We start from the raw sequence: 20305 nt of genomic DNA, 5'->3' as shown, positions 1-20305 counted from the left end.
ATTTCCCCTCCCTTACTCGCCTACCGCATCTTTCCGTGCAAACTGCCGGATCGAGTTGGCGTTGGCGTTGAATTTTAGTTTGAAGCGGCGACTGAAGTAGGCAGGATCTTTGAATCCTACGCGGTGGGCGATCTCCTGGATGTTGTCGGGTTGTGTTCGCAGGAGTTGCATCGCTCGCTCGAGGCGTTGGTTCTCGATATAGTCCTGGAGATTCTGGCCCGTCAGGGATTTGAAAAACTGTCCGACGTAGTCTTCGCTGACATACGCGATATTCGCGATTACCTTGTTGGAGAGGTCCTTTTCCAGGTTGCCCTGAATGTATTTTACGATGTCGACCAGACGGCGGTCGGCGAGAAACTCCAGCCGCTCCACATACGGACGAAACCTCGCCTGCGAGTCGATGTACCGGCACAGGTGAATGATGATCTCCTCCATGTAGTTGGAGATGATCTTATCCCGTCCCAGTTTGTTCTGCTCCTGCTCCTGCGTGATGTAGCGGATCAGATGGCCGAATTCCAGATCGGCCGGCATGGGAATGGCCGGCAGTTGCAGGATCTCGAAGAACGGAATGGCATTGTAGAGGAGGACTTCAAACGATATCTCCGTGTACAACTCTTTTAGCTGGGAAAAGTCTTCCGAGCACGATACATCCCGAAGAAATTCTTCACGCGGATGTGCACCTGCGAATCCCTCAGGACCGATGACGGTCTGTCGTCCCGAACCGAACCTCAACTGATGTTGTTGTCCGGCAGGGAAGAAATAGAAATCACCCGGCGAAACGGGAACAGCATGTGGACCCACCGACAGGTGGCCCTTGTTCAACATGTAAATTACATTGTGCTGTTCCATCCTACCCTGGAAGGCGAACGGATGAATCACTTCGCGAAAGGCAGACCCGAGAAAACGGATCTGAAGAGAGTCAATAAACTTGTTTAGCAGCGACATAATACCCCCCAAATTTGAAAGCGGTTGCTCGCTACAAACAACCTCCCCCGAATTAGCAGTACCGAAAGTTAGCCATTTCATCTTGGTATTATCCAAGTCTGGTACGGATAAATTCAATTGATAAGGCGCAAGATTTTCCTGAATTCAAGCCGAATTTCAATTTTGACACCCTCCTGACAAAATCAGGGCTCCATAACCGTCAAAATTCGCCCTTCACTCGAATTACTCATCTTTGCAGGGTGCAGGAAATAGTCAGCATGTTCAACCAGCAAATGACCTGGCTGGAATTTGCAGGAATGTTAACCGGTCTGGCCGGAGTATGGCTCACCGTTCGCGCATCGGTGTGGTGCTTTCCGACAGGCATCCTGTGCGTTTCGATCTACGCGTATATTTTTTTTCACCCCACTGTCCGGTTATATGCCGACGGTATCCTGCAGTTGATCTTCCTACCGTTGCAAACCATCGGCTGGATAAACTGGAGGACAAGGAGGGAAACGACCACCCGGATCACCAGAACGCCGCGCAAGGAATGGGGCATACTCTTCCTGGTTTTTCTCGCGGGCTGGTTCTTTCTCTCTTCCATGCTGCATCGTTACACCAATGCTTATCTACCCTGGCTGGACGGTGCGCTGACAACACTTTCACTGATCGCCCAGTGGCAGATCGCACGAAAACAACTGGAGAACTGGCTCCTTTGGATCTTCGTCGACATCCTGTATATTCCCTTGTATTTCTCCCGTGACTTGCCCCTGACCGCCTTCTTATACCTGATCTTCCTGTTCATGGCTATCGCCGGTTATCGCGCCTGGAGAAAACAACTCGCTTCCGATGCCTGAACATCCGATCGTACGCATAGCCTTGCTCGGTCCCGAATCGACGGGGAAGTCCACCTTGGCCGAACGGCTGGCGGAACAATATCAAACGGTCTGGGTACCGGAGTTCGCGCGCACCTACCTCGCAACACTCGATCATCCCTACACAGCAGCGGATGTGTTGCATTGTTTCCGGGAACAAGTCGCGGCAGAAGAAAGCGCTACGGCTGCTGCCAGCCGGTTGTTGTTTTGCGATACGGAGATCATCAACTTCCGTGTCTGGTTGATCTACCGCTTCGGCCATTGCCCTTCGTTCGTATCCGACGCCTGGACCCATCGTTACGATTTCTACCTCCTCACCTATCCCGATATCGCTTTCGAACCGGATCCCTTACGGGAACATCCGGGGCGTCGCCTCTTCTTCTTTGACTGGTACCGGCGTGAACTGGAAATGCGCGGAGCGAACTACTCCGTGATAAAAGGCGAAGGTGAAGCGCGAATCCGAAACGCGAAACTCGCGCTGGATCAATTTCTTGCTGCGCGGGCTCAGTAGCGGAAAACGTAACGAAGGGAAACCCCGAAGTCGATCCATTCCGGACCGGGGTTCAGGAACTCGAAAAAAGGCGTCGCGTCGATACCGATGGTCAGCGGCACTACCTTGCGCACCTGGTATTCGATCTGGATCGTAGCGTCGACACCCACGGATACAACATCCTTCTCGTAGTAATCGGCCTCATCTCCGTTTCGCTTGTAATATCCCTGCGGATCAAAGGGGAAATAGCCGGCATGCGCTCCTCCGCCGACAATGAAATCGAGCGGCAACTGAACGATCGGCAATTTGAACGGGATCTGCTTGATCACAAAACCCTTTGCCGTATAACCGCCGGAGGCGATGTTGGTATAGTACGCGTCGATCTGGTAGCCGATGGCATTGTTCGTATTCGCGAAGTATTTAAAGGTGACCCCCGTATTGAATTTACCGGCCCGTCCACCAATGGCCGCATAATACAACTGCGCACTGGCGAACTGGGCGCTCAAACAACCGAAGAGGAATACGATCAGATATTTTTTCATGCCAAGACGAAAATAGCGAATTAGTCTGTATCCGGTGCTATCGTATTCTTGCTACCTTTGTCCTCATCACTGGGGTGCCCCCTGATCCACGGGGGCTGAGATCATACCCATCGAACCTGAACAGGGTAATGCCTGCGAAGGGAGGTAGGTAAACAATGCGGGCGCGCATTCGCCCCGGTCTGCGCGTTGTTGTTTAACCTAAACGATCAAAAACATGCTTATTGGAACGTGCCGCGTGAACAGGTTTCGGCGGCTGTTGACTTTCGTACTCCTGCTCGTATCGGCGCAGGGAACAGCTCAGGGTGTCTTATCCGGCACCTTAGTGGATGCCGTTACCAAAGAACCAGTGATCGGCGCACTGGTTCGGGTCGACGGCTCCTTTACGGCTACCATCAGCGACCTCCATGGAGGATTTCGCTTTTCGCAACTACCCGCGGCGACCATCGCGCTCTCGGTGACGCACCTCAGCTATAACGATCTTCACGTGACGGCCACCGTTCCGAAAGAGAACCTGCAACTGTTGCTGGAACCCAGGACCATCCTGTCGGATGAAGTCACGGTGACCGCAACCCGGGCCGATAACAAATCGGCGATGACCTACACCAGTGTTACGAAGGAAGACCTGCAATCGCTCAACCTGGGTCAGGACCTACCGATCCTGTTGAACTACCTGCCTTCCGTCGTCACCACCTCCGATGCGGGAGCTGGCGTCGGCTACACCGGCATCCGCATCCGGGGCAGCGATGCCACCCGCGTAAATGTGACGATCAACGGCGTACCGGTCAATGACGCGGAATCTCATCAGGTCTATTGGGTCGACTTGCCCGATATCGCTTCGTCCGTTGACAACCTCCAGGTGCAACGCGGCATCGGGACATCCACCAACGGAGCCGGCGCCTTTGGCGGGAGTATCAACATTCGCAGCGACGCGACCAGCCCGGAGGCCTTCGGTGAGATCAACAGCTCCTATGGTTCGTTCAACACCTGGAAAAACACCCTTCGGTTCGGAACCGGATTGTTGCAGGGGAAATTCGGGCTGGAAGGCCGGCTGTCAAGGATCACGTCGGACGGTTTCATCGAGCGGGCCAGCAGCGACCTGCGTTCCTACTACCTCAGCGGCGGCTACTTTGGAAAAAACCAGTCGCTTCGCTTCGTACTGTTCTCCGGGAAAGAGCAGACCTACCAGGCCTGGTACGGAGTACCGGAAGATTCAGTGGCAACCAACCGGCAATTCAATCCGGCCGGACTCTACTTAGGACAAGACGGACAAGCCCGTTACTACGACAACCAGACCGACAACTACCAGCAGGATTATTACCAGGCCATTTACAATCGTACACTGGGTAAATACTGGACATTGAACGGTGTCCTGCATTACACGAAAGGCCGCGGCTACTATGAAGAGTATCGACCGATGGATGCGTACTCAGATTACGGGCTCACGGATCTGGCGATCGGTGACAGCGTGATCACGGCAACGGACCTTGTCCGGCAGCGGTGGCTGGACAATGACTTCTACGGCCTCACCGCGTCCGCCAATTACCTGTACGATCGCTGGGACCTGCGGTTGGGCGGAAGCCTGTATCGCTTCGAAGGCTTACACTTCGGAGAACTCACCTGGGCGCAATTATTGGGCAACGTGCCCACGCCGTATCGCTACTACGAGAACAGCGCGGAGAAGAACGACCGGAACATGTTCCTGAAAGCGCATTACACCCTGAGCCCCGGACTTTACCTGATGGGCGATCTGCAATTCCGCACGGTGGATTACACGTTTGAAGGACCCGACCGTATGGGCAACCGGCTTCCACAAACTGTCAACTTCAACTTCTTCAATCCGAAGGCCGGCATCACCTACGAGTGGAATGCACGGCACCGTGTATACTTTTCTTTTGCGCGCGGGAGCAAGGAACCGGTGCGCGACGACTTCGTCGATTCTTCACCGGAGAGTCGCCCGAATGCCGAACGCATGACCGACTTTGAAGTAGGTTACCATTTCAACGCGCGAGCTGTTCGCCTTTCCGTCAATGCCTACCTGATGGACTACACCGACCAACTGATCCTGACGGGAAAGATCAACGATGTGGGTGAATACACCCGGCAGAATGTTCGCGACAGCTACCGGGCCGGCATCGAATCGGAACTCGCCTGTCACCTGACCCCCAGGTGGGTGTTGGCCGGCAATCTGTCCATCAGCCGCAACCGCATCCGGGAATTCAACGAGTACATCGACGATTACGACCAGGGCGGGCAACAGGTGAACACCTACCGGGATGTTCCGATCGCTTTTTCACCCGAAGTAATCGCGGCACTGCAACTCATCTTCAAACCTGCCAAAGGCCTCAGCCTGACGGCGGCGAATAAATACGTCGGGCAACAATACCTCGACAATACCGCCAACAATGACCGTAGCCTGGATGCATTCCTGGTCACCGATCTACGGGCCGAATACCGGTTCTCGATAAAATCGATCAGGGACATCAGCTTCCGCTGGGCGGTCTACAACCTCTTCAATCGGGAGTATGCCCCGAATGGTTATACGTATTCGTACATCTACGGCGGGCAGACCACAACCGAGAATTTCTATTATCCACAGGCGGGGATTAATGGGGCGATTGGTGTTTCGGTTCGATTTTGAACCAGTGGGAGATGGGAATTGCAAGTTGAAGGTTGAAGGTTGAAGGTTGAAGGTTGAATTCATCGGAAATAGGTTGACTCGTCGATTGGTCTACCGCTAACGTTCAACCTTCAACTTTCAATACTCAACTAAAAACGGCGGGGATACGCACACGAATTGCATCCTACTTGCAATTACAACTCGGCGACATATTCACCTTCGCCGATTTCACGACCAGTTGGTCGATGCGTGTCTGTTGTTCCTGCGTGAGCAGGATGCCGCGCAACTCCAGCAACTTCAGGTTCTGAAGTCTGGAGATTTCGTCGGGCACATCTTCCAACTCGTTGTCCCACAATTCGAGTACTTCCAGCTGCTCAAGATCGCCGATCGTCTCCGGTAGTCGCACGATCTGGTTTCGGTTGAGCCCGAGAAAAATCAACTGACGCAGGCGACCGACCTCACGCGGCAGTTCCGACAATTGGTTGTTGGACAAATTGAGCCGCTCCAGAAAAACGAGATTTCCGATTTCAGCAGGCAGGGAATCGATCCGGTTGCGACTCAGATCCAGTTCCCGAAGATTGGTGAACGAAAAAATCTCCGACGGAATGGAATCCAGTCGTTGTTTTGACAAGTTCAGCCGGAATACCCGTTCCGGGTAAAGCCGGGCTTCCTGCATGCTCCGGTAGATGTAATTCGAGTCGTTGACCAACGCAGAGGACTGTGCAGAGGCCGACGAAGATCCGAACAGAGCGGATAGCAGGAAGAGGCAGGCGAACAGGGTCCGCATCACAGGATAAACGTCAGGAAAGCAGTTTTGTTGCATCCAAACGGTCCTGTTCCAATTGCCGGCGCAGGGCATCCAGATCGGGCAGGTTTCGGTCTTCGCGAATTCGGGCATGAAACCAAATTCGAAGGCTTTTACCGTAAATGTTCTCGTCAAAATCGAAGAGGTTGACTTCAATGCTCCGGGTCTTTCCCTGCACCACCGGACGATTCCCGATGTACAGCATTCCATTGAGCCTGCGCCCGGCGTAGTCGGCTCGTACCGCATAGATACCCTCCGCCGGTATCAACTGATACGGGGCTTCGATGCGCAGATTTGCAGTGGGAAAGCCAATGCTTCGTCCGATGTGGTCGCCCTCGACGACAGTTCCCGAAAAAGAAAACGGATGTCCGAGCAGTTCGGCAGCACCGGCCACATCCCCCTCGAGCAACGACTTGCGGATCTTGGTCGAGCTGACTGCCATTTCGTTGACCAACGCGGCTGGTATTTCCTCCAGCTGAAAGCCATAGACCGGTGCCATGACTTCCAGATCCTTGTACGAACCCTCCCGGTTGCGTCCGAACCGGTGATCATAGCCGATCACCAGCGTCGAGGTTCCTATGGCATTTACCAGAACGTCCCGCACAAATTCCGTGGCGGAAATGCGGGAAAATTCCTTGCTGAACGGCTGAACGATCAGGTGATCGATCCCTGCTTCACGCAGCAGTCGTTCACGTTCTTCGATGGTCGTGATCAGTTTGAGGCTATCGTCATCCGGTTGAAGGACGGTTCTGGGGTGCGGAAAAAAAGTCAAAACCACCGTCTCCCCACCGTCGCGCGCCGCCAGCTCACGCATTCGGCGAATGATGTGCTGATGCCCGGCATGGACCCCGTCGAAGGTGCCGATGGTGACCACGGCTTTTTCCAGGCGGGAGAACTGATCGAGCGATGAATAGACTTTCACGGATTACGGTTGGGCTGCAAAAATAACATTCGCCGGCGACCCGCACGGAATCATTGGAGATGCGTCTCAGGATGCGTACGTTTGCGGCCGTTTAACACCAATTCTACACGATTATGAGCGGTAACAAGATAACCATGGCCGGCGGTAAGCTGCAGGTGCCTTCGGATCCCATCATTCCCTTTATTGAAGGCGACGGCACGGGCCCGGACATCTGGCGCTCGTCCGTGCGCGTACTCGACGCGGCTGTGGAGAAAGCCTATCAGGGCAAGAAAAAGATTGTTTGGAAAGAAGTCCTGGCCGGTGAAAAGGCGTTCAATCAGACCGGGAACTGGCTCCCCGACGAAACACTGGCTGCGTTCAAGGAATACCTGGTCGGCATCAAGGGCCCGCTGACCACCCCCGTCGGCGGCGGCATCCGGTCGCTCAACGTGGCGCTTCGCCAGATCCTTGACCTTTACGTGTGCCTCCGCCCTGTTCGTTGGTTCGAAGGCGTACCGTCACCCGTCAAGAACCCTGGCGCGGTGGACATGGTCATCTTCCGCGAAAACACCGAAGACATCTACGCGGGTATCGAATTCGTTGCCGGCTCACCGGAAGCGAAAAAAGTGCTCGACTTCTTGGCGAAAGAATTCCCGAAAGAGTTCAACAAGATCCGCTTCGGAGCTGAAGAAAAAGGCGCGGAATATCTGCGCATGGCAGGTTCGAATGATTCAGCCGAAGTGAATGTAGGCCTGGGCCTGAAAGCCGTTTCCAGGATCGGCTCCGAACGACTCATCGGCAGCGCGATCGACTACGCGATCCGGCACAAGCGGAAGTCGGTGACGATCGTTCACAAAGGGAATATCATGAAGTTCACCGAAGGCGCTTTCCGCGATTGGGGTTATGCACTTGCCGAGAAAAAGTACGGCGATAAGGTTTACACCTGGTCGCAATGGGAGCGCACGAAGAAAGAGAAAGGCGAAGCAGCCGCTAATGACGAACAGAAAGCCGCGCTGGCTTCCGGCCGTGTATTGGTGAAGGACGCGATCGCAGACATCACCCTGCAGCAGGTCCTGACGAGACCGGAAGACTTTGACGTCATCGCGACCCTGAACCTGAACGGCGACTACCTGAGCGATGCGCTCGCCGCACAAGTGGGCGGTATCGGCATCGCCCCGGGCGCGAACATCAATTATGTTACCGGCCACGCCATCTTCGAAGCTACCCATGGAACCGCGCCCAAGTATGCCAACCAGGACAAAGTGAACCCCGGTTCCGTGATCCTCTCGGGTGCCATGATGCTGGAGCACCTCGGCTGGATCGAAGCGGCCAACCTGATCTATTCCGGTATGGAGAAGAGTATCGGCGCAAAACGCGTCACGTATGATTTCGAACGTCTCATGCAGGGATCAACCCTGTTGAAGTGTTCGGAGTTCGGCGACGAGATCATCCGGAACATGTAAACGAACTTTTTCTCAACGCAACCCCTGCCGGTCGAATCGTACCCGCAGGGGTTGTTCATTTTCACCCCGATCCGGCCGCTGCCGTACCCCCTCAATGATTACCTTTGGCCGACCTCGACTATGACCCTGATCGGAGCGCTCATCAAACAAGGCCTGATTCTCGGCTCACGTGTTCGGCTGCGGGAGCTTGACCCCGCCCGCGAACAACGTAAAGAGCTGCGCAAGTTATTGCGCGCGGCACGTTCTACGGCCTTTGGAAAGCATTACGGCTTCGATGAACTATTGTCGGCGCGCGACTTCAGTGCACGCTTCCAGGATCGGGTTCCGTTATTCACTTACAATTCGATTTACAAAGACTGGTGGCACCGTTGCCTGGCGGAAGAGACGGATGTTTGCTGGCCGGGTTATGTGAAATATTTCGCGCTATCGTCCGGGACTTCCGAATCGGCCAGCAAGCACATTCCGGTGACGAAGGAAATGATCAAAGCCCTTCGGAAAGCCAGCATCCGGCAGATCCTGACGCTCGGACGCTATGACCTTCCGGCAGAGTTTTTTGAAAAAGGCATTCTCTGGCTGGGTGGATCCACCGACTTGAAAAAGCATGGCGGTTATTACGAAGGCGACGTGAGCGGCATCTCCGCAAGGCGTGTGCCGATCTGGTTCCAACGCTATTACAAACCGGGAAAGGAAATCTCCCGTGAAAAGGACTGGAACATCAAACTGGAAGAGATCACCCGTCAGGCGGCGAATTGGGATATCGGCATCATCACCGGTGTTCCGTCCTGGGTACAATTGCTGCTGGAAAAAGTGATCGAACGGTACAAGTTGAAAACGATCCACGACCTCTGGCCCAACCTGCGCGTTTATGCGCACGGCGGGGTATCCTTCGATCCTTACCGGAGTTCATTCGATAAATTCTTCGCGCATCCTGTCCACTATATCGAAATGTACCCTGCTTCGGAAGGCTTCTTTGCCTTCCAGACGGAACCCGGTGTGCGACACATGCGCATGGTGATGAACAACGGGATCTTCTTCGAGTTCATCCCGTTCAACGAGACGAATTTCGATGACAACGGCGAACCGCGACCCGAAGCGAAAGCGGTCACGATCGACAAGGCGGAGAATGGAAAAGACTACGCCCTTGTTTTGAGCAGCTGCGCCGGCGCCTGGAGGTATCTGATCGGCGACGTGATCCGGTTCACGGACGTTTCCCAGGGCGATATCATCATCACCGGCCGCACCAAACACTTCCTGAGTCTGGTGGGTGAGCACTTGTCGGTCGACAATATGAACCACGCGGTAGAAGCGGTTAGCCGGCGTTTCAGCGTCGACATTCCCGAATTCACCGTATGTGGCGTCCCGCATCAGGGCAGCTTTGCGCACCAATGGTACCTCGGTGTACAACACGGTTCCCTGAACGTGGATGAAGCCGGTCGGCACCTCGATGAGGAGTTGAAACGACTGAACGACGATTATGCGGTAGAGCGTGGTTCGGCCCTGCACGCTCCGATGATTACCACCATTCCCGCCGAGCGTTTTTATCAATTCATGCAGGCAAACGGACGGATGGGCGGGCAGAACAAGTTCCCGCGTGTCATGAAGGCTGCCCAGCACGACGCCTGGAAAAACTTCCTCGACGCGTCGCGTTAATCTTCCCTGTATGCTCGAGCCCCTGCTGAGCGGTATCACATTTGGCCTGGCCCTGGCCCTGATGGTAGGGCCGGTCTTCTTCGCCCTTATCCAGACCAGCCTCCACGAAGGATTCCGCGCCGGACTGTTCTTCGCATTCGGGGTCTTTGTCAGTGATGCCTCGCTGATCGCTTTGGGTTACCTGTTCGCCGGACAGCTCGACCTGCTCAACACGCACCGCGACATCATGGGATGGGTGGGCGGTTCCGTCCTGATCATCTTCGGCGTCGTGCAGATGACCCGGCAGCCGAAAGCGAAGGAAGTCGATGATGATCGTCGCACCGTGCATGGCCATTACCTGGTTCGCGGATTCCTGATGAACACCCTCAACCCGATGGTCCTCCTGTTCTGGTTAAGTGTGATCGGTATCGTCAGCTTACGCGAGCAATACAGCTTGTCGGATCGCTTCACCTTTTTCGGAAGTGTGCTGGGTACGGTACTGAGCACCGACCTGCTCAAATCCTATGGCGCCGGAAAACTGAAGCGACTCCTCAACGCACAGGTGATGAAATGGATCAACCGCATTACCGGATTGATCGTGGCGGGATTCGGAGTGGAAATGATCGTGCGGGCGTTCCTGCAGTCTTGAACAGCGTGAGGAATACCGCTAATACATCGTAACCGTTACCCCTCCTTCACTTCCTCCCGTCCGTCGGCATGACGCGCGAATCGGGTGCGGGAGCGATCGTGCACCTGGTCGTACCGCGGCCAGGGCCAGCCGCCGAATTGTGTGCGGTGGTAGTCCTCAAAAGCCTGATTGATCTCTTCCTTCGTGTTCATCACGAAGGGACCGTATTGGATGACCGTTTCGCCGATCGGACGACCCTGCAATAACAGGATGCTTGCAGGGTTATCGCCTGCGACGATTTCAACGACAGCATCCGGCTCCAATTCGACAGCATTGTAGCGTGGGATCGCCGTCGCAGCTACACGAATGCCCTCTCCTTCGTAGCAGTAGATCGTACGGTTGACACCCTTGGATGCAGCCGGAAGTGTCCAGCTGCTACCCGCCTCCATCTTGATATTCCATACCGCTACCTCGTGTTGTTCCGGTGCGGCCCACGAATCGGGCGGCGGCGCTGGAGCGCGCTTGTCGCCGATCTTTCCGGCGATGATTTCTACCACTGTTTTCTTTCCAGCTTTATCCCGATGCACGTAGTTCGGAATGCTGTCGCGCCACAACATCTTGAAGTGCGGCTCCACCATCTTGTTTCGTGCCGGGAGGTTCAGCCAGATCTGGAAGAGTTCCATCGGATTCTCCTTCTCCTGGCTGAGCAAGGGAAACATCTCCGAATGCTGCACGCCTTTCCCGGCGGTCATCCATTGTACATCTCCATTGCCATAGCGTCCTGCCGCGCCCATCGAATCGGCATGGTCGACCAGGCCTTTCCGTACAACCGTAATGGTTTCAAATCCGCGGTGCGGGTGCCCGGGGAAGCCTGGCACTTTCTTACCATGGTACATGCGGAATCCGTCCTTGATAATGAAATCATCGCCCAGGTGCCGGCCCTGCAGTGAACAGGCGGGGCCCATTTCCATGTTCCCTTTGGGAAACTGGTCTTCGTGATGGACACAAAAGAGAAAGGGGTCCGCGGTTTCCCATTGGAATCCCAGGGGTTTGATTTTCCGGATGGCTGGCATGGGGGAGGTGTTTTCTGCATCGCCTCCGAGTTTTTTGGAAGCAGCGACTAAAGGAGCCGCCAGGGCGGTCGTCAGCCCCAGGGCGAAGCGCGAAAGGAAGTTCCGGCGTTGGAGTGGCTCACTCATGATTCAGGATGTTTTAGGAAAATAAATCGTGTGGCGAGGCAAGTGTATAGTTACAAAAAACAGTTCATACGGTCAATAGTTTCCCCTTTTTCTGTTCACTCACACTGTTTCTTACTCTCACACTACCCTTCCGTGGCATTCGTGCGGAGTGTGAGAAACAGGGTGGCTGAGCAGAAAAACACTGTACACTCACACTGTTTCTTACACTCACACTATCCTTCCGTGGAATAAGTGCGGAGTGTGAGAAACAGTGGGAGTGAGCAGAAAAACACTGTACACTCACATTGTTTCTTACACTCACACTATCCCTTTCTTAGCATTAGTGCGGAGTGTGAGAAACAGTGTGGGTGAGCAGAAAAACACTGTACACTCACACTGTTTCTTACGCTCACACTACCCTTCCGTGGAATTAGTGCGGAGTGTGAGAAACAGTGGGAGTGAGCAGTCAAAAAAAAAAAAAATGCCCCCCGGAGCTAACCAGGAGGCCTTATCGTTGTGGACGCTACAGGATTCGAACCTGTGACCCCTACCCTGTCAAGGTAATGCTCTAAACCAACTGAGCTAAGCGTCCGGGCACCCCACGGTGAGGTGGGGGCGCAAAAGTAGAAAATTATCCAACGCCAGAAAATCCTGCCGGCTTTCCTACCCCAAAAAAGCACAGTACGACGGGTTTTTTTAGCTTTGGAGGCCGATTCACCATGTCATGGCCAGCCTGATCTCCGACCACCCGTTTCGTTCACCACTGGCTGAACAGGAAACAGGCCTCTGCCTGGTAGACGAATCACTCTCGAACCATACAGCCGGCACGTGCGATCTCTTCGCATTGTTCTGCGGCGGCGGGTTGAGTATCAGCCTGCAGGAACGACGTAGCCGCAAGTTCCTGGCGCTCGAAACGCTACCTAATGCGGAGCAACCGGGCAGATCCTCCGCCGAACAGTTTCGACTTGCGGTGAACGAGAGTCGGATCCTCAAGGAATTCGAATTTAGCCGGAGTTTCCTGGGATTCGGTAACGCCTGGTACACCCTGGTGCCAAACGGTCTCTTCCAGCAGGGTGACGAAACGCGCCTGCTTCGCTTTACCCAAAGCCGCAGCGATCTGCAAGCGTTCCATCAACGCATTCAGGGCTTTGATGCCCGTCTGATTTTCGGACTCGAACCCGAACTCTACCACATGGCCGCGCATCTGTTTCAAAACCCGGTCGTGCTGCATGCGGTAGGCGCTCAGTTGGAACGCGCCTCCCTTGAATCGAGCATTGGTAGCCAACCAACTGTTTCCCTGCACCTCAGTCAGCGGGAACTCGATATCCTGGTGTACAGTGGAAAGAAACTGCTCCTGCAAAATTCCTTTCCGGTCAATACCGCCGACGAAGTACTGTATTACACCTTGTTCATACTGGAACGGCTGGAATTGATGCCGGATCAGGTAAACCTGGAGATCTTCGGAAGCGCTGACCCGCGCAGTGGAGCCCTTCTTCGGCTGAAAGACCATCTTCCTCAGCTTCGAGTGGCCGGATGGCCCGACTATTTTCAAGCCAGCTATAAACTGCTCGAAGTGCCGGCCTACCGTCACCTCGATCTATTCAGCCTGAGCCTGTGCGCATCATAGGAGGCAGTCGCAAGGGGCGCATGCTCCAGGCGCCGGCCAAGTTGCCCGTCCGCCCGACTACCGACTACGCCAAGACCGGGCTGTTCAACATTCTGAGCAACCGCATCGACTTCGAATCCGTCAGCGTCCTGGACCTGTTTTGCGGAACAGGGGGTATCAGTTTCGAATTCGCTTCCCGTGGATCACTTTCCATTACAGCTGTGGACCAGCATGCAGGTTGTGTGCGCTTCGTTCAGGAAACGGCGCGACAGCTGGACTTTCCCGGCATCCGGACCCATAAAGCGGATGTGTTTCGTTACCTCAAACAGCCCGCCATTCCCTATGACATCGTCTTCGCGGACCCGCCTTTTGAACTGGAGGAATCCGACCGTCTGCCGGAACTGGTTTTGAACAACGGCTGGCTGGCACCTGAGGGTATGTTCATTCTAGAACACCAGGCTAAACGGAAAATCGTATCCGTTTACGAACCGGCAGAAGTGCGCGTTTACGGGAACTGCGCATTTTCCTTCTACACTTTCAAACCTGTACAAGACTAAGCGTTTCGTAACTTCGTTCACTCGCGCAAGCACCATGAAAAAGATCGCCGTTTTCCCCGGCTCCTTCGATCCGATCACGCTGGGTCACGAGAGCATCGTTCGTCGTTGTCTGCCACTCTTCGACGAGATTGTGATCGGCATCGGGTATAACTCGAACAAACACTATTTCTTTTCGCAGGATCGGCGGGAACATTTCATCCGGCAGACCTTCGCCGACGCCTCCAACATCCGGGTGGAGCGCTATAGCGGTCTTACCGTTGATTTCTGCAAATCGATCGGGGCGAATTACATCCTGCGCGGGCTCCGCACGTCGGCTGATTACGAATTCGAACGCGCCATCGCCCAGATGAACCGGGCGCTGCATCCGGGCGTCGACACGATCTTTGTCGTGGCGGACCCCCACTTGTCACACATTTCGTCAACGATTGTTCGCGACATCCTGCTTTATCAGGGAGACGTCTCGCAATTCGTCCCGAAGTCGGTGACCCTTTGATCGATCAGGCTTTTTCGGACTTGAGATACCGTTCCAGCATCGCACGCAGGCTGGCATAGGTGTTCCCCAGGAACACACGGGAAAACTCATCACGCGACATCCAACGTGCATTCGTGATGGACTCCTCGAGCTGGGGCAACAGCGCTTCGTTGCCTTCGTAACGCATGCGGTACCAATGCGTCTTTTTCAACAAGCGCCGGCCTTTTTCCTCGTACGTATGAAACGTAGGACGAAGTTCCGATTCAATGACCGGTGACGTGATTCCACATTCCTCCTCTACTTCACGAATACCTGCTTCCTCAGGACTTTCATCCCCGTCAACCTTGCCCTTGGGAAGATCCCATTTACCTTTCCGGAAGATCGCCAGTAGCTCGCCATCAGCGTTTTCCACAACACCTCCGGAAGCTTCTACAAGGGTGAACATGTGGCAGAACTGAAGCCAAACCGTATCGGGATGCTCACAGAGGTAGAGAATACCGTTCGGCGACTTCTCCTTGCTCAACTCGCGGATGGCCTGCTCCAGCGTCATTTCCTGTTCACTGGTGATCAGGTAGCCGGGTTGAAAATCAGTACCACCGGCGTTGTACACTTCTACGAAGTGCAAGGGTTTATCATGCAGATAAGCAGTGTGAATCACATGAGGAAGATAAATACGATTCAGGAAGATTGGTAATGATGAGCGAAAATTAATTTGAATCCTTCTGTTGCCACTAGTGGAACTCCCCATTTAATCCATTGATCAACATTCCGGACCCAAACAATTTTTGGTCATCGTAAATCCCGTGACAAGCTCTCATCCGAAGTTCGTAGGCAGGAACCGTGTGTACAGTGGGGTTGCTGCAAGGTCATTCAACCGTCAATCAGTAGGAAACGCCCGAATTGCGTAGTTTTGCACCATGTCCCAGCGCGACGACACCGCCCACACCATCGCGGAGCACCTGCTTCAAATCAAAGCCATTCGCCTGCAACCCGAAGAACCCTTTACCTGGGCGTCGGGCTGGAAATCACCCATCTACTGCGACAACAGGATCGCCTTGTCTTATCCAAGGATCCGCACCTACATCCGACAAGAGCTGGTCAAAGCCATCGAAACACGATTCGGCAAGCCGGAAGTGATTGCAGGTGTCGCGACTGCTGCGATTCCGCAAGGAGCGCTCGTAGCGGAAGCATTGGGGTTACCATTCGTTTACGTCCGCTCCTCGCCTAAAGACCACGGCCGTCAGAATCTCATCGAAGGCGAATTGAAACCCGGACAGACAGTCGTTGTGATCGAAGACCTCGTCTCCACCGGAAAATCCAGTCTGAAAGCGGTAGAGGCCTTGCGTGAAGCCGGCTGCACCGTGAAAGGATTGTTGGCCGTGTTCTCTTACGGATTGAAAAAAGCCGAGGAGAATTTCCGGACCGCTCACTGCCCGTTTTACTCGCTCAGCAACTACGAAGTGCTCCTGGAAAAAGCCGTTGAAACAAAAGCGGTATCCTCCCAACACCTTGAAGTTCTCCGCCAATGGCGACACGATCCTGAACATTGGAACACGAAATGAAAGTTGTTGGTTTCGAGTTCCGGGTTCCGGGATTGAAATTGAAATCTGCAGCGCTACCTGATGCTAGTGCATTCACCCTTACCATTACACTTTAAAACAACTCGAAACCCGGAACCCGAAACCCGGAACCCGGAACAAATAACCCTCATGACCCGCTTATCCTCCGACACCGTCACCTGCCCCAAGAACCCGGAAACGATCTTCGGTTTTCTATCCGACTTCAACAACTTTCAGCGACTGATGCCGGATCAGGTTACCAACTGGCAATCCACTTCCGATAGTTGCAGTTTTACCATTGCCGGAATGGCAACACTGGGCATGCGGATACAGGAAAAGACGCCCCACAGCAGCATCAAAGTCGTACGCGACGGCAAAGCGCCCTTTGATTTCAACCTGACGTGCACCATTGCGCCGAACGGCACAGGTTCTGACGTACAATTGTTGTTTGATGCCGACCTGAACCCGATGCTCAAGATGATGGCAGAGCGTCCGCTCACCAACTTCCTGAACTTGCTGGCACATAAAATGAAGGAGATCTGAGCGGCAAGCTCAGCAATCGAGTACGTACCGGATGGATTTCAGGTCGTACTTCACCACCGATCCATCCTCGTGTTCGAGGCAAAGTCGGCCTTCCGGGGTAATGTCCTTGAAGCGCGCCCGGAAAGTGCCGTTTGAATCGCTGAACAACGCCCATACTCCCCGCCGGTATTGTCTCGCAATGAATTCCTGCCGCAAGCTTTCCGTTTTCCCTTGCTTCAACTGAAGGTAGCGGTGCTCCAGGTGGTTACACAATTCGATCACAACGCTTTCGATCTCATGCTGGTGGCGCGTCAGGACCGCGAGTGAAACCGGATTCGGCAACTCGGCAGGGAACATCGTTTCGTTCACGTTCAATCCGACTCCCAGAATACTGGCACCGATCCTGCTCCCCTGGATCGTGTTCTCGATCAGCAGGCCGGCGACCTTCTCGCCATTCACGTAGATATCGTTGGGCCACTTGATCTGCACCTCGTCCGTGATGAATGAAGCTACGGTGTCTGAAACAGCCAAACTGAAAATTTCGTTAAGCCGGAAGACTTCCGACAAGGGCAGAAAGTCCGGACGGAAGTAAAAGCTGGCCAACAGGTTCTTTCCGGGAGCGCTGAGCCATCGGGTGCCCTGCTGACCACGTCCTTCGGGTTGTACGGTCGTGCAGACAAGTGCACCCTCCGGCAGGGATTCGCGCCGGAGCAGATCGCCCAGGTAGGCATTGGTCGACGCGACGGAGTCCAGATCAAACCGCCTTCGGCCTGTGAATAAGGTTGTTAACTCGCGTGTCATATCAGGAACCGGCAGAAGCTGATCCCGTTGTAATTTAACGGGTACAATAAATTGCTTACCTTTGCGTCTCTATAATTAATTAAAAACCAGCCTTTCACCCACCTGAATGCCCAAAACAAAAAAGGCCCCTGCGCGTAAAGTTGCTAAAAAATCCGTCCGTAAATTGGCCGAACACGAACAGCTGCGCGACGCGATCATCGAGGGGATGCAGGAGAAGAAGGCGAAGGATATTGTCTGGATCGACTTACGCAACCTGAAAAATTCCGTTGCCGACTTTTTCGTCATCTGCCACGCCGACTCCCGGACACACATTGAATCCATCGCCCGCTCCATCGAAGAATTTGTTTACAAGAAATTGGGGGAAGAGCCGCTTCATTCCGAAGGACAAACAAATGCGGAATGGATCCTGCTGGATTATTTTACCGTCGTCGCCCACGTCTTCCTGCAGGATAAACGTGAATTCTACGGGCTGGAACGCCTGTGGGCAGATGCCGATATCCAACGCATCGCAAGTAACTATTAAACCAAAACATTGTTAAGCTGTCGACCGTCTGCGAATCCGTGTGTTTGACACGCGGAACGGTTGTACGGTTTCAGTACGTCTACCATGAGTGAGGAGAAGAAAAACCCGGAGCAGCGTGAGAGCGGCAATAAGGGCGGCGGCAAGAAACTGCCGGGTCCGCCACGTTTCAATTTCAATTTCTATTGGATCTATGGGATCATCATCGTCATCCTGATCCTGACCCAGTTGTTCCAATGGGGCGGAACCGAACGCAAGACCACCTTCGATAAATTCGAGCGAAACATGCTCATGACGAAGGATGTCGATCGGATCGTCGTGACCAACGATGTCGCCCACATTTACATCAAGCCGGAACGGCTGAAAGAGGACAAGTACAAGGAAGTCCGCACCAAGACCTGGGGCAACATCGACAATCCGGGGCCGCACTTCATTCTGAACACCGGTCCGGCTGAATTATTCGCCAAGAAGATCGAAGAAGCCCAGAAAGATTTCCCCGCAGAGGAGCGCGTTTCACTCGAATACGAGCAAGACAACCGCACCCTCTGGGATATGTTCTTCACCTGGATCCCGACGATCGCCTTCTTCGTGCTGATCTGGGTGCTGGTCATGCGACGCATGAATACTGCCGGCGGCGGCAGCCAGATCTTCAACATCGGCAAATCGAAAGCGCAACTGTTCGACAAGGAGTTGCAAGTGAAGGTGACCTTCAACGACGTTGCCGGACTCGAAGAGGCAAAGGTCGAAGTGATGGAAATCGTCGACTTCCTCAAGAACCCGAAAAAGTACACCCAACTCGGCGGTAAGATCCCGCGCGGTGCGTTGTTGGTAGGTCCTCCCGGAACCGGAAAGACTTTGCTCGCCAAAGCCGTGGCCGGTGAAGCGCAGGTGCCTTTTTTCAGCCTGTCGGGCTCCGATTTCGTTGAGATGTTCGTTGGCGTCGGCGCATCACGCGTTCGCGACCTGTTCCGCCAGGCCAAGGAGAAAGCGCCTTGTATCATCTTCATTGACGAGATCGACGCGATCGGCCGCGCGCGCGGCAAATCACCTTCCTTCAGCGCCAACGACGAACGCGAAAGCACGCTCAACCAGTTGCTTACCGAGATGGACGGCTTCGGCAGCAACTCTGGTGTTATCGTGCTCGCGGCGACCAACCGCGCCGATATCCTCGACCGAGCGCTGCTTCGTCCCGGACGATTCGACCGGCAGATCTACGTTGAGTTGCCCGACCTGAACGGACGCCATGCCATCTTTAACGTTCACCTGAAACCGCTGAAGACCAACGAAACGGTTGATGTGGAATTCCTCGCCCGTCAGACACCGGGCTTCTCCGGCGCGGACATTGCCAACGTCTGTAACGAAGCCGCGCTCATCGCGGCTCGGAAGAACAAACAAGTCATCGAACGACAGGATTTCCTCGACGCCATTGACCGTATCATTGGCGGCCTGGAGAAGAAGAACAAGATCATCTCGTCGCAAGAGAAGAAGGTGATCGCTTATCACGAGGCGGGCCACGCTTCGGTAAGCTGGTTGCTCGAACATGCCCATCCGCTCGTCAAGGTGACCATTGTCCCGCGCGGAAATTCACTCGGTGCCGCCTGGTACCTGCCGGAAGAACGGCAGATCACCACGAAGGAGCAGATCATGGACGAAATCTGCGCCGCCCTCGGTGGCCGTGCCGCGGAAGACATTATCTTCGGGAAAGTATCGACCGGTGCGCTCAGCGATCTGGAGAAGATCACCAAACAGGCTTACGCCATGGTGACCATTTACGGCTTGAACGAAAAGATCGGCAACATCAGCTTCTACGATTCGACCGGCCAACAGGAATACAACTTCGGCAAACCGTACAGTGAGCTCACCGCTCAGACCATCGATCAGGAAGTAAAGAAGATGATCGATGAAGCATACGAAAGAACGCGCAACCTGCTCATGAAGAACAAGGAGAAGCTCGACCAACTCGCACAGCGACTCCTGGAACGCGAAGTGATTTTCAAGGAAGACCTTGAACAGATCTTCGGCAAGCGCCAGTGGGAAGACCGGGAGGTACCGAGCCTGAAAGCTCCATCCTCGAACGGCAATTCCACGGCCACGCCTCCGGCAGTCCAGGATCCCGCTCCGACCGTTCCTCCGGAGCCCGGACCCGCCCTCACCGGAGGGCAAGCCTGAACCAGACTGATAGGGAGCGGCGCCAGTGGGCGCCGCTCTTTTTTTTT

20 protein-coding genes, 1 tRNA gene and 1 riboswitch are annotated in these 20305 nt (G+C 54.4%); of the genes, 13 read left to right on the top strand and 8 right to left on the bottom strand.

Annotation, left to right across the window (positions count from 1 at the left end; all coding sequences use genetic code 11):
- Window positions 1–12: 12 nt before the first annotated feature.
- Window positions 13–945, bottom strand: a complete 933-nt coding sequence (locus tag IPJ96_04905; GenBank protein ID MBK7909687.1) for a helix-turn-helix domain-containing protein — start codon at window positions 943–945, stop codon at window positions 13–15.
- A 257-nt stretch (window positions 946–1202) separates the two neighbouring features.
- Here IPJ96_04905 and IPJ96_04900 point away from each other — a divergent pair, with 257 nt between their 5' ends.
- Both IPJ96_04900 and IPJ96_04895 read left to right on the top strand, forming a co-directional pair.
- Complete coding sequence (locus tag IPJ96_04900; protein ID MBK7909686.1) at window positions 1203–1781, top strand: nicotinamide mononucleotide transporter; 579 nt, start codon at window positions 1203–1205, stop codon at window positions 1779–1781.
- Window positions 1774–2310, top strand: coding sequence for an ATP-binding protein (locus tag IPJ96_04895; GenBank protein MBK7909685.1), 537 nt, complete (start codon window positions 1774–1776; stop codon window positions 2308–2310). Before IPJ96_04900 ends, IPJ96_04895 begins: the two co-directional genes overlap by 8 nt.
- Here the strand turns inward: IPJ96_04895 and IPJ96_04890 are convergent.
- Complete coding sequence (locus tag IPJ96_04890) at window positions 2304–2831, bottom strand: hypothetical protein (protein ID MBK7909684.1); 528 nt, start codon at window positions 2829–2831, stop codon at window positions 2304–2306. The genes IPJ96_04895 and IPJ96_04890 overlap by 7 nt on opposite strands.
- A gap of 60 nt (window positions 2832–2891) precedes the next feature.
- A riboswitch (TPP riboswitch) is annotated at window positions 2892–2992 on the top strand.
- Window positions 2993–3045: 53 nt separating this feature from the next.
- Between IPJ96_04890 and IPJ96_04885 the strand changes: the two genes are divergently transcribed.
- Window positions 3046–5469: a TonB-dependent receptor gene (locus IPJ96_04885; GenBank protein ID MBK7909683.1), complete on the top strand. Its 2424-nt coding sequence runs from the start codon at window positions 3046–3048 to the stop codon at window positions 5467–5469.
- Window positions 5470–5632: 163 nt separating this feature from the next.
- Here the strand turns inward: IPJ96_04885 and IPJ96_04880 are convergent, their stop codons facing one another.
- Together IPJ96_04880 and IPJ96_04875 are read right to left on the bottom strand one after the other, a co-directional pair.
- Window positions 5633–6235: a leucine-rich repeat domain-containing protein gene (locus IPJ96_04880; protein ID MBK7909682.1), complete on the bottom strand. Its 603-nt coding sequence runs from the start codon at window positions 6233–6235 to the stop codon at window positions 5633–5635.
- A 13-nt stretch (window positions 6236–6248) separates the two neighbouring features.
- Window positions 6249–7175, bottom strand: a complete 927-nt coding sequence (locus tag IPJ96_04875; protein MBK7909681.1) for a bifunctional riboflavin kinase/FAD synthetase — start codon at window positions 7173–7175, stop codon at window positions 6249–6251.
- A gap of 113 nt (window positions 7176–7288) precedes the next feature.
- On the opposite strand from IPJ96_04875, the gene icd reads away from it, so the two are divergent.
- From icd to IPJ96_04860, 3 genes are all read left to right on the top strand, one after another.
- Complete coding sequence (gene icd, locus IPJ96_04870) at window positions 7289–8617, top strand: NADP-dependent isocitrate dehydrogenase (protein ID MBK7909680.1); 1329 nt, start codon at window positions 7289–7291, stop codon at window positions 8615–8617.
- A gap of 120 nt (window positions 8618–8737) precedes the next feature.
- The gene (locus tag IPJ96_04865; GenBank protein MBK7909679.1) at window positions 8738–10267 is read left to right on the top strand and encodes a GH3 auxin-responsive promoter family protein; all 1530 of its coding nucleotides are present in this window, start codon (window positions 8738–8740) and stop codon (window positions 10265–10267) included.
- Between the two features lie 10 nt (window positions 10268–10277).
- Window positions 10278–10895, top strand: coding sequence for a LysE family transporter (locus IPJ96_04860; GenBank protein MBK7909678.1), 618 nt, complete (start codon window positions 10278–10280; stop codon window positions 10893–10895).
- A 35-nt stretch (window positions 10896–10930) separates the two neighbouring features.
- Here IPJ96_04860 and IPJ96_04855 read toward each other — a convergent pair whose 3' ends face one another.
- Window positions 10931–12073: a pirin family protein gene (locus IPJ96_04855; protein MBK7909677.1), complete on the bottom strand. Its 1143-nt coding sequence runs from the start codon at window positions 12071–12073 to the stop codon at window positions 10931–10933.
- A 496-nt stretch (window positions 12074–12569) separates the two neighbouring features.
- Window positions 12570–12644: transfer RNA gene (locus IPJ96_04850), tRNA-Val, on the bottom strand.
- A 132-nt stretch (window positions 12645–12776) separates the two neighbouring features.
- Here IPJ96_04850 and IPJ96_04845 point away from each other — a divergent pair.
- From IPJ96_04845 to coaD, 3 genes are read left to right on the top strand one after another with little or no spacing between them, the layout of a single operon-like run.
- Window positions 12777–13679 carry a DUF3822 family protein gene (locus tag IPJ96_04845; GenBank protein ID MBK7909676.1) on the top strand — a complete coding sequence of 301 codons (903 nt, stop codon included), beginning with the start codon at window positions 12777–12779 and terminating at the stop codon, window positions 13677–13679.
- Window positions 13667–14215: an RsmD family RNA methyltransferase gene (locus IPJ96_04840; protein MBK7909675.1), complete on the top strand. Its 549-nt coding sequence runs from the start codon at window positions 13667–13669 to the stop codon at window positions 14213–14215. The genes IPJ96_04845 and IPJ96_04840 overlap by 13 nt, the downstream gene beginning before the upstream one ends.
- A 34-nt stretch (window positions 14216–14249) precedes the next feature.
- Complete coding sequence (coaD, locus tag IPJ96_04835) at window positions 14250–14708, top strand: pantetheine-phosphate adenylyltransferase (protein ID MBK7909674.1); 459 nt, start codon at window positions 14250–14252, stop codon at window positions 14706–14708.
- A gap of 4 nt (window positions 14709–14712) precedes the next feature.
- Here coaD and IPJ96_04830 read toward each other — a convergent pair whose 3' ends face one another.
- The gene (locus tag IPJ96_04830) at window positions 14713–15345 is read right to left on the bottom strand and encodes an NUDIX domain-containing protein (protein MBK7909673.1); all 633 of its coding nucleotides are present in this window, start codon (window positions 15343–15345) and stop codon (window positions 14713–14715) included.
- A gap of 259 nt (window positions 15346–15604) precedes the next feature.
- Between IPJ96_04830 and IPJ96_04825 the strand changes: the two genes are divergently transcribed.
- Complete coding sequence (locus IPJ96_04825; protein ID MBK7909672.1) at window positions 15605–16249, top strand: orotate phosphoribosyltransferase; 645 nt, start codon at window positions 15605–15607, stop codon at window positions 16247–16249.
- 147 nt (window positions 16250–16396) lie between these two features.
- The gene (locus IPJ96_04820; GenBank protein MBK7909671.1) at window positions 16397–16789 is read left to right on the top strand and encodes an SRPBCC family protein; all 393 of its coding nucleotides are present in this window, start codon (window positions 16397–16399) and stop codon (window positions 16787–16789) included.
- Between the two features lie 9 nt (window positions 16790–16798).
- Here IPJ96_04820 and IPJ96_04815 read toward each other — a convergent pair whose 3' ends face one another.
- Entirely contained in the window at window positions 16799–17569 is a 771-nt protein-coding gene (locus tag IPJ96_04815) for a biotin--[acetyl-CoA-carboxylase] ligase (GenBank protein MBK7909670.1), read from the bottom strand.
- A gap of 106 nt (window positions 17570–17675) precedes the next feature.
- On the opposite strand from IPJ96_04815, the gene rsfS reads away from it, so the two are divergent.
- Both rsfS and ftsH read left to right on the top strand, forming a co-directional pair.
- Window positions 17676–18092 carry a ribosome silencing factor gene (gene rsfS / locus IPJ96_04810; protein MBK7909669.1) on the top strand — a complete coding sequence of 139 codons (417 nt, stop codon included), beginning with the start codon at window positions 17676–17678 and terminating at the stop codon, window positions 18090–18092.
- A gap of 84 nt (window positions 18093–18176) precedes the next feature.
- The gene (gene ftsH, locus IPJ96_04805; protein ID MBK7909668.1) at window positions 18177–20258 is read left to right on the top strand and encodes an ATP-dependent zinc metalloprotease FtsH; all 2082 of its coding nucleotides are present in this window, start codon (window positions 18177–18179) and stop codon (window positions 20256–20258) included.
- Window positions 20259–20305 lie beyond the last annotated feature (47 nt).

The sequence above is a fragment of the Bacteroidota bacterium genome (assembly GCA_016713765.1).
In the GTDB taxonomy this organism is placed as follows: domain Bacteria; phylum Bacteroidota; class Bacteroidia; order AKYH767-A; family 2013-40CM-41-45; genus Pollutiaquabacter; species Pollutiaquabacter aromativorans.
Note: the sequence above shows the minus strand (reverse complement) of the source record. Positions and strands in the feature narration are given on the sequence as shown.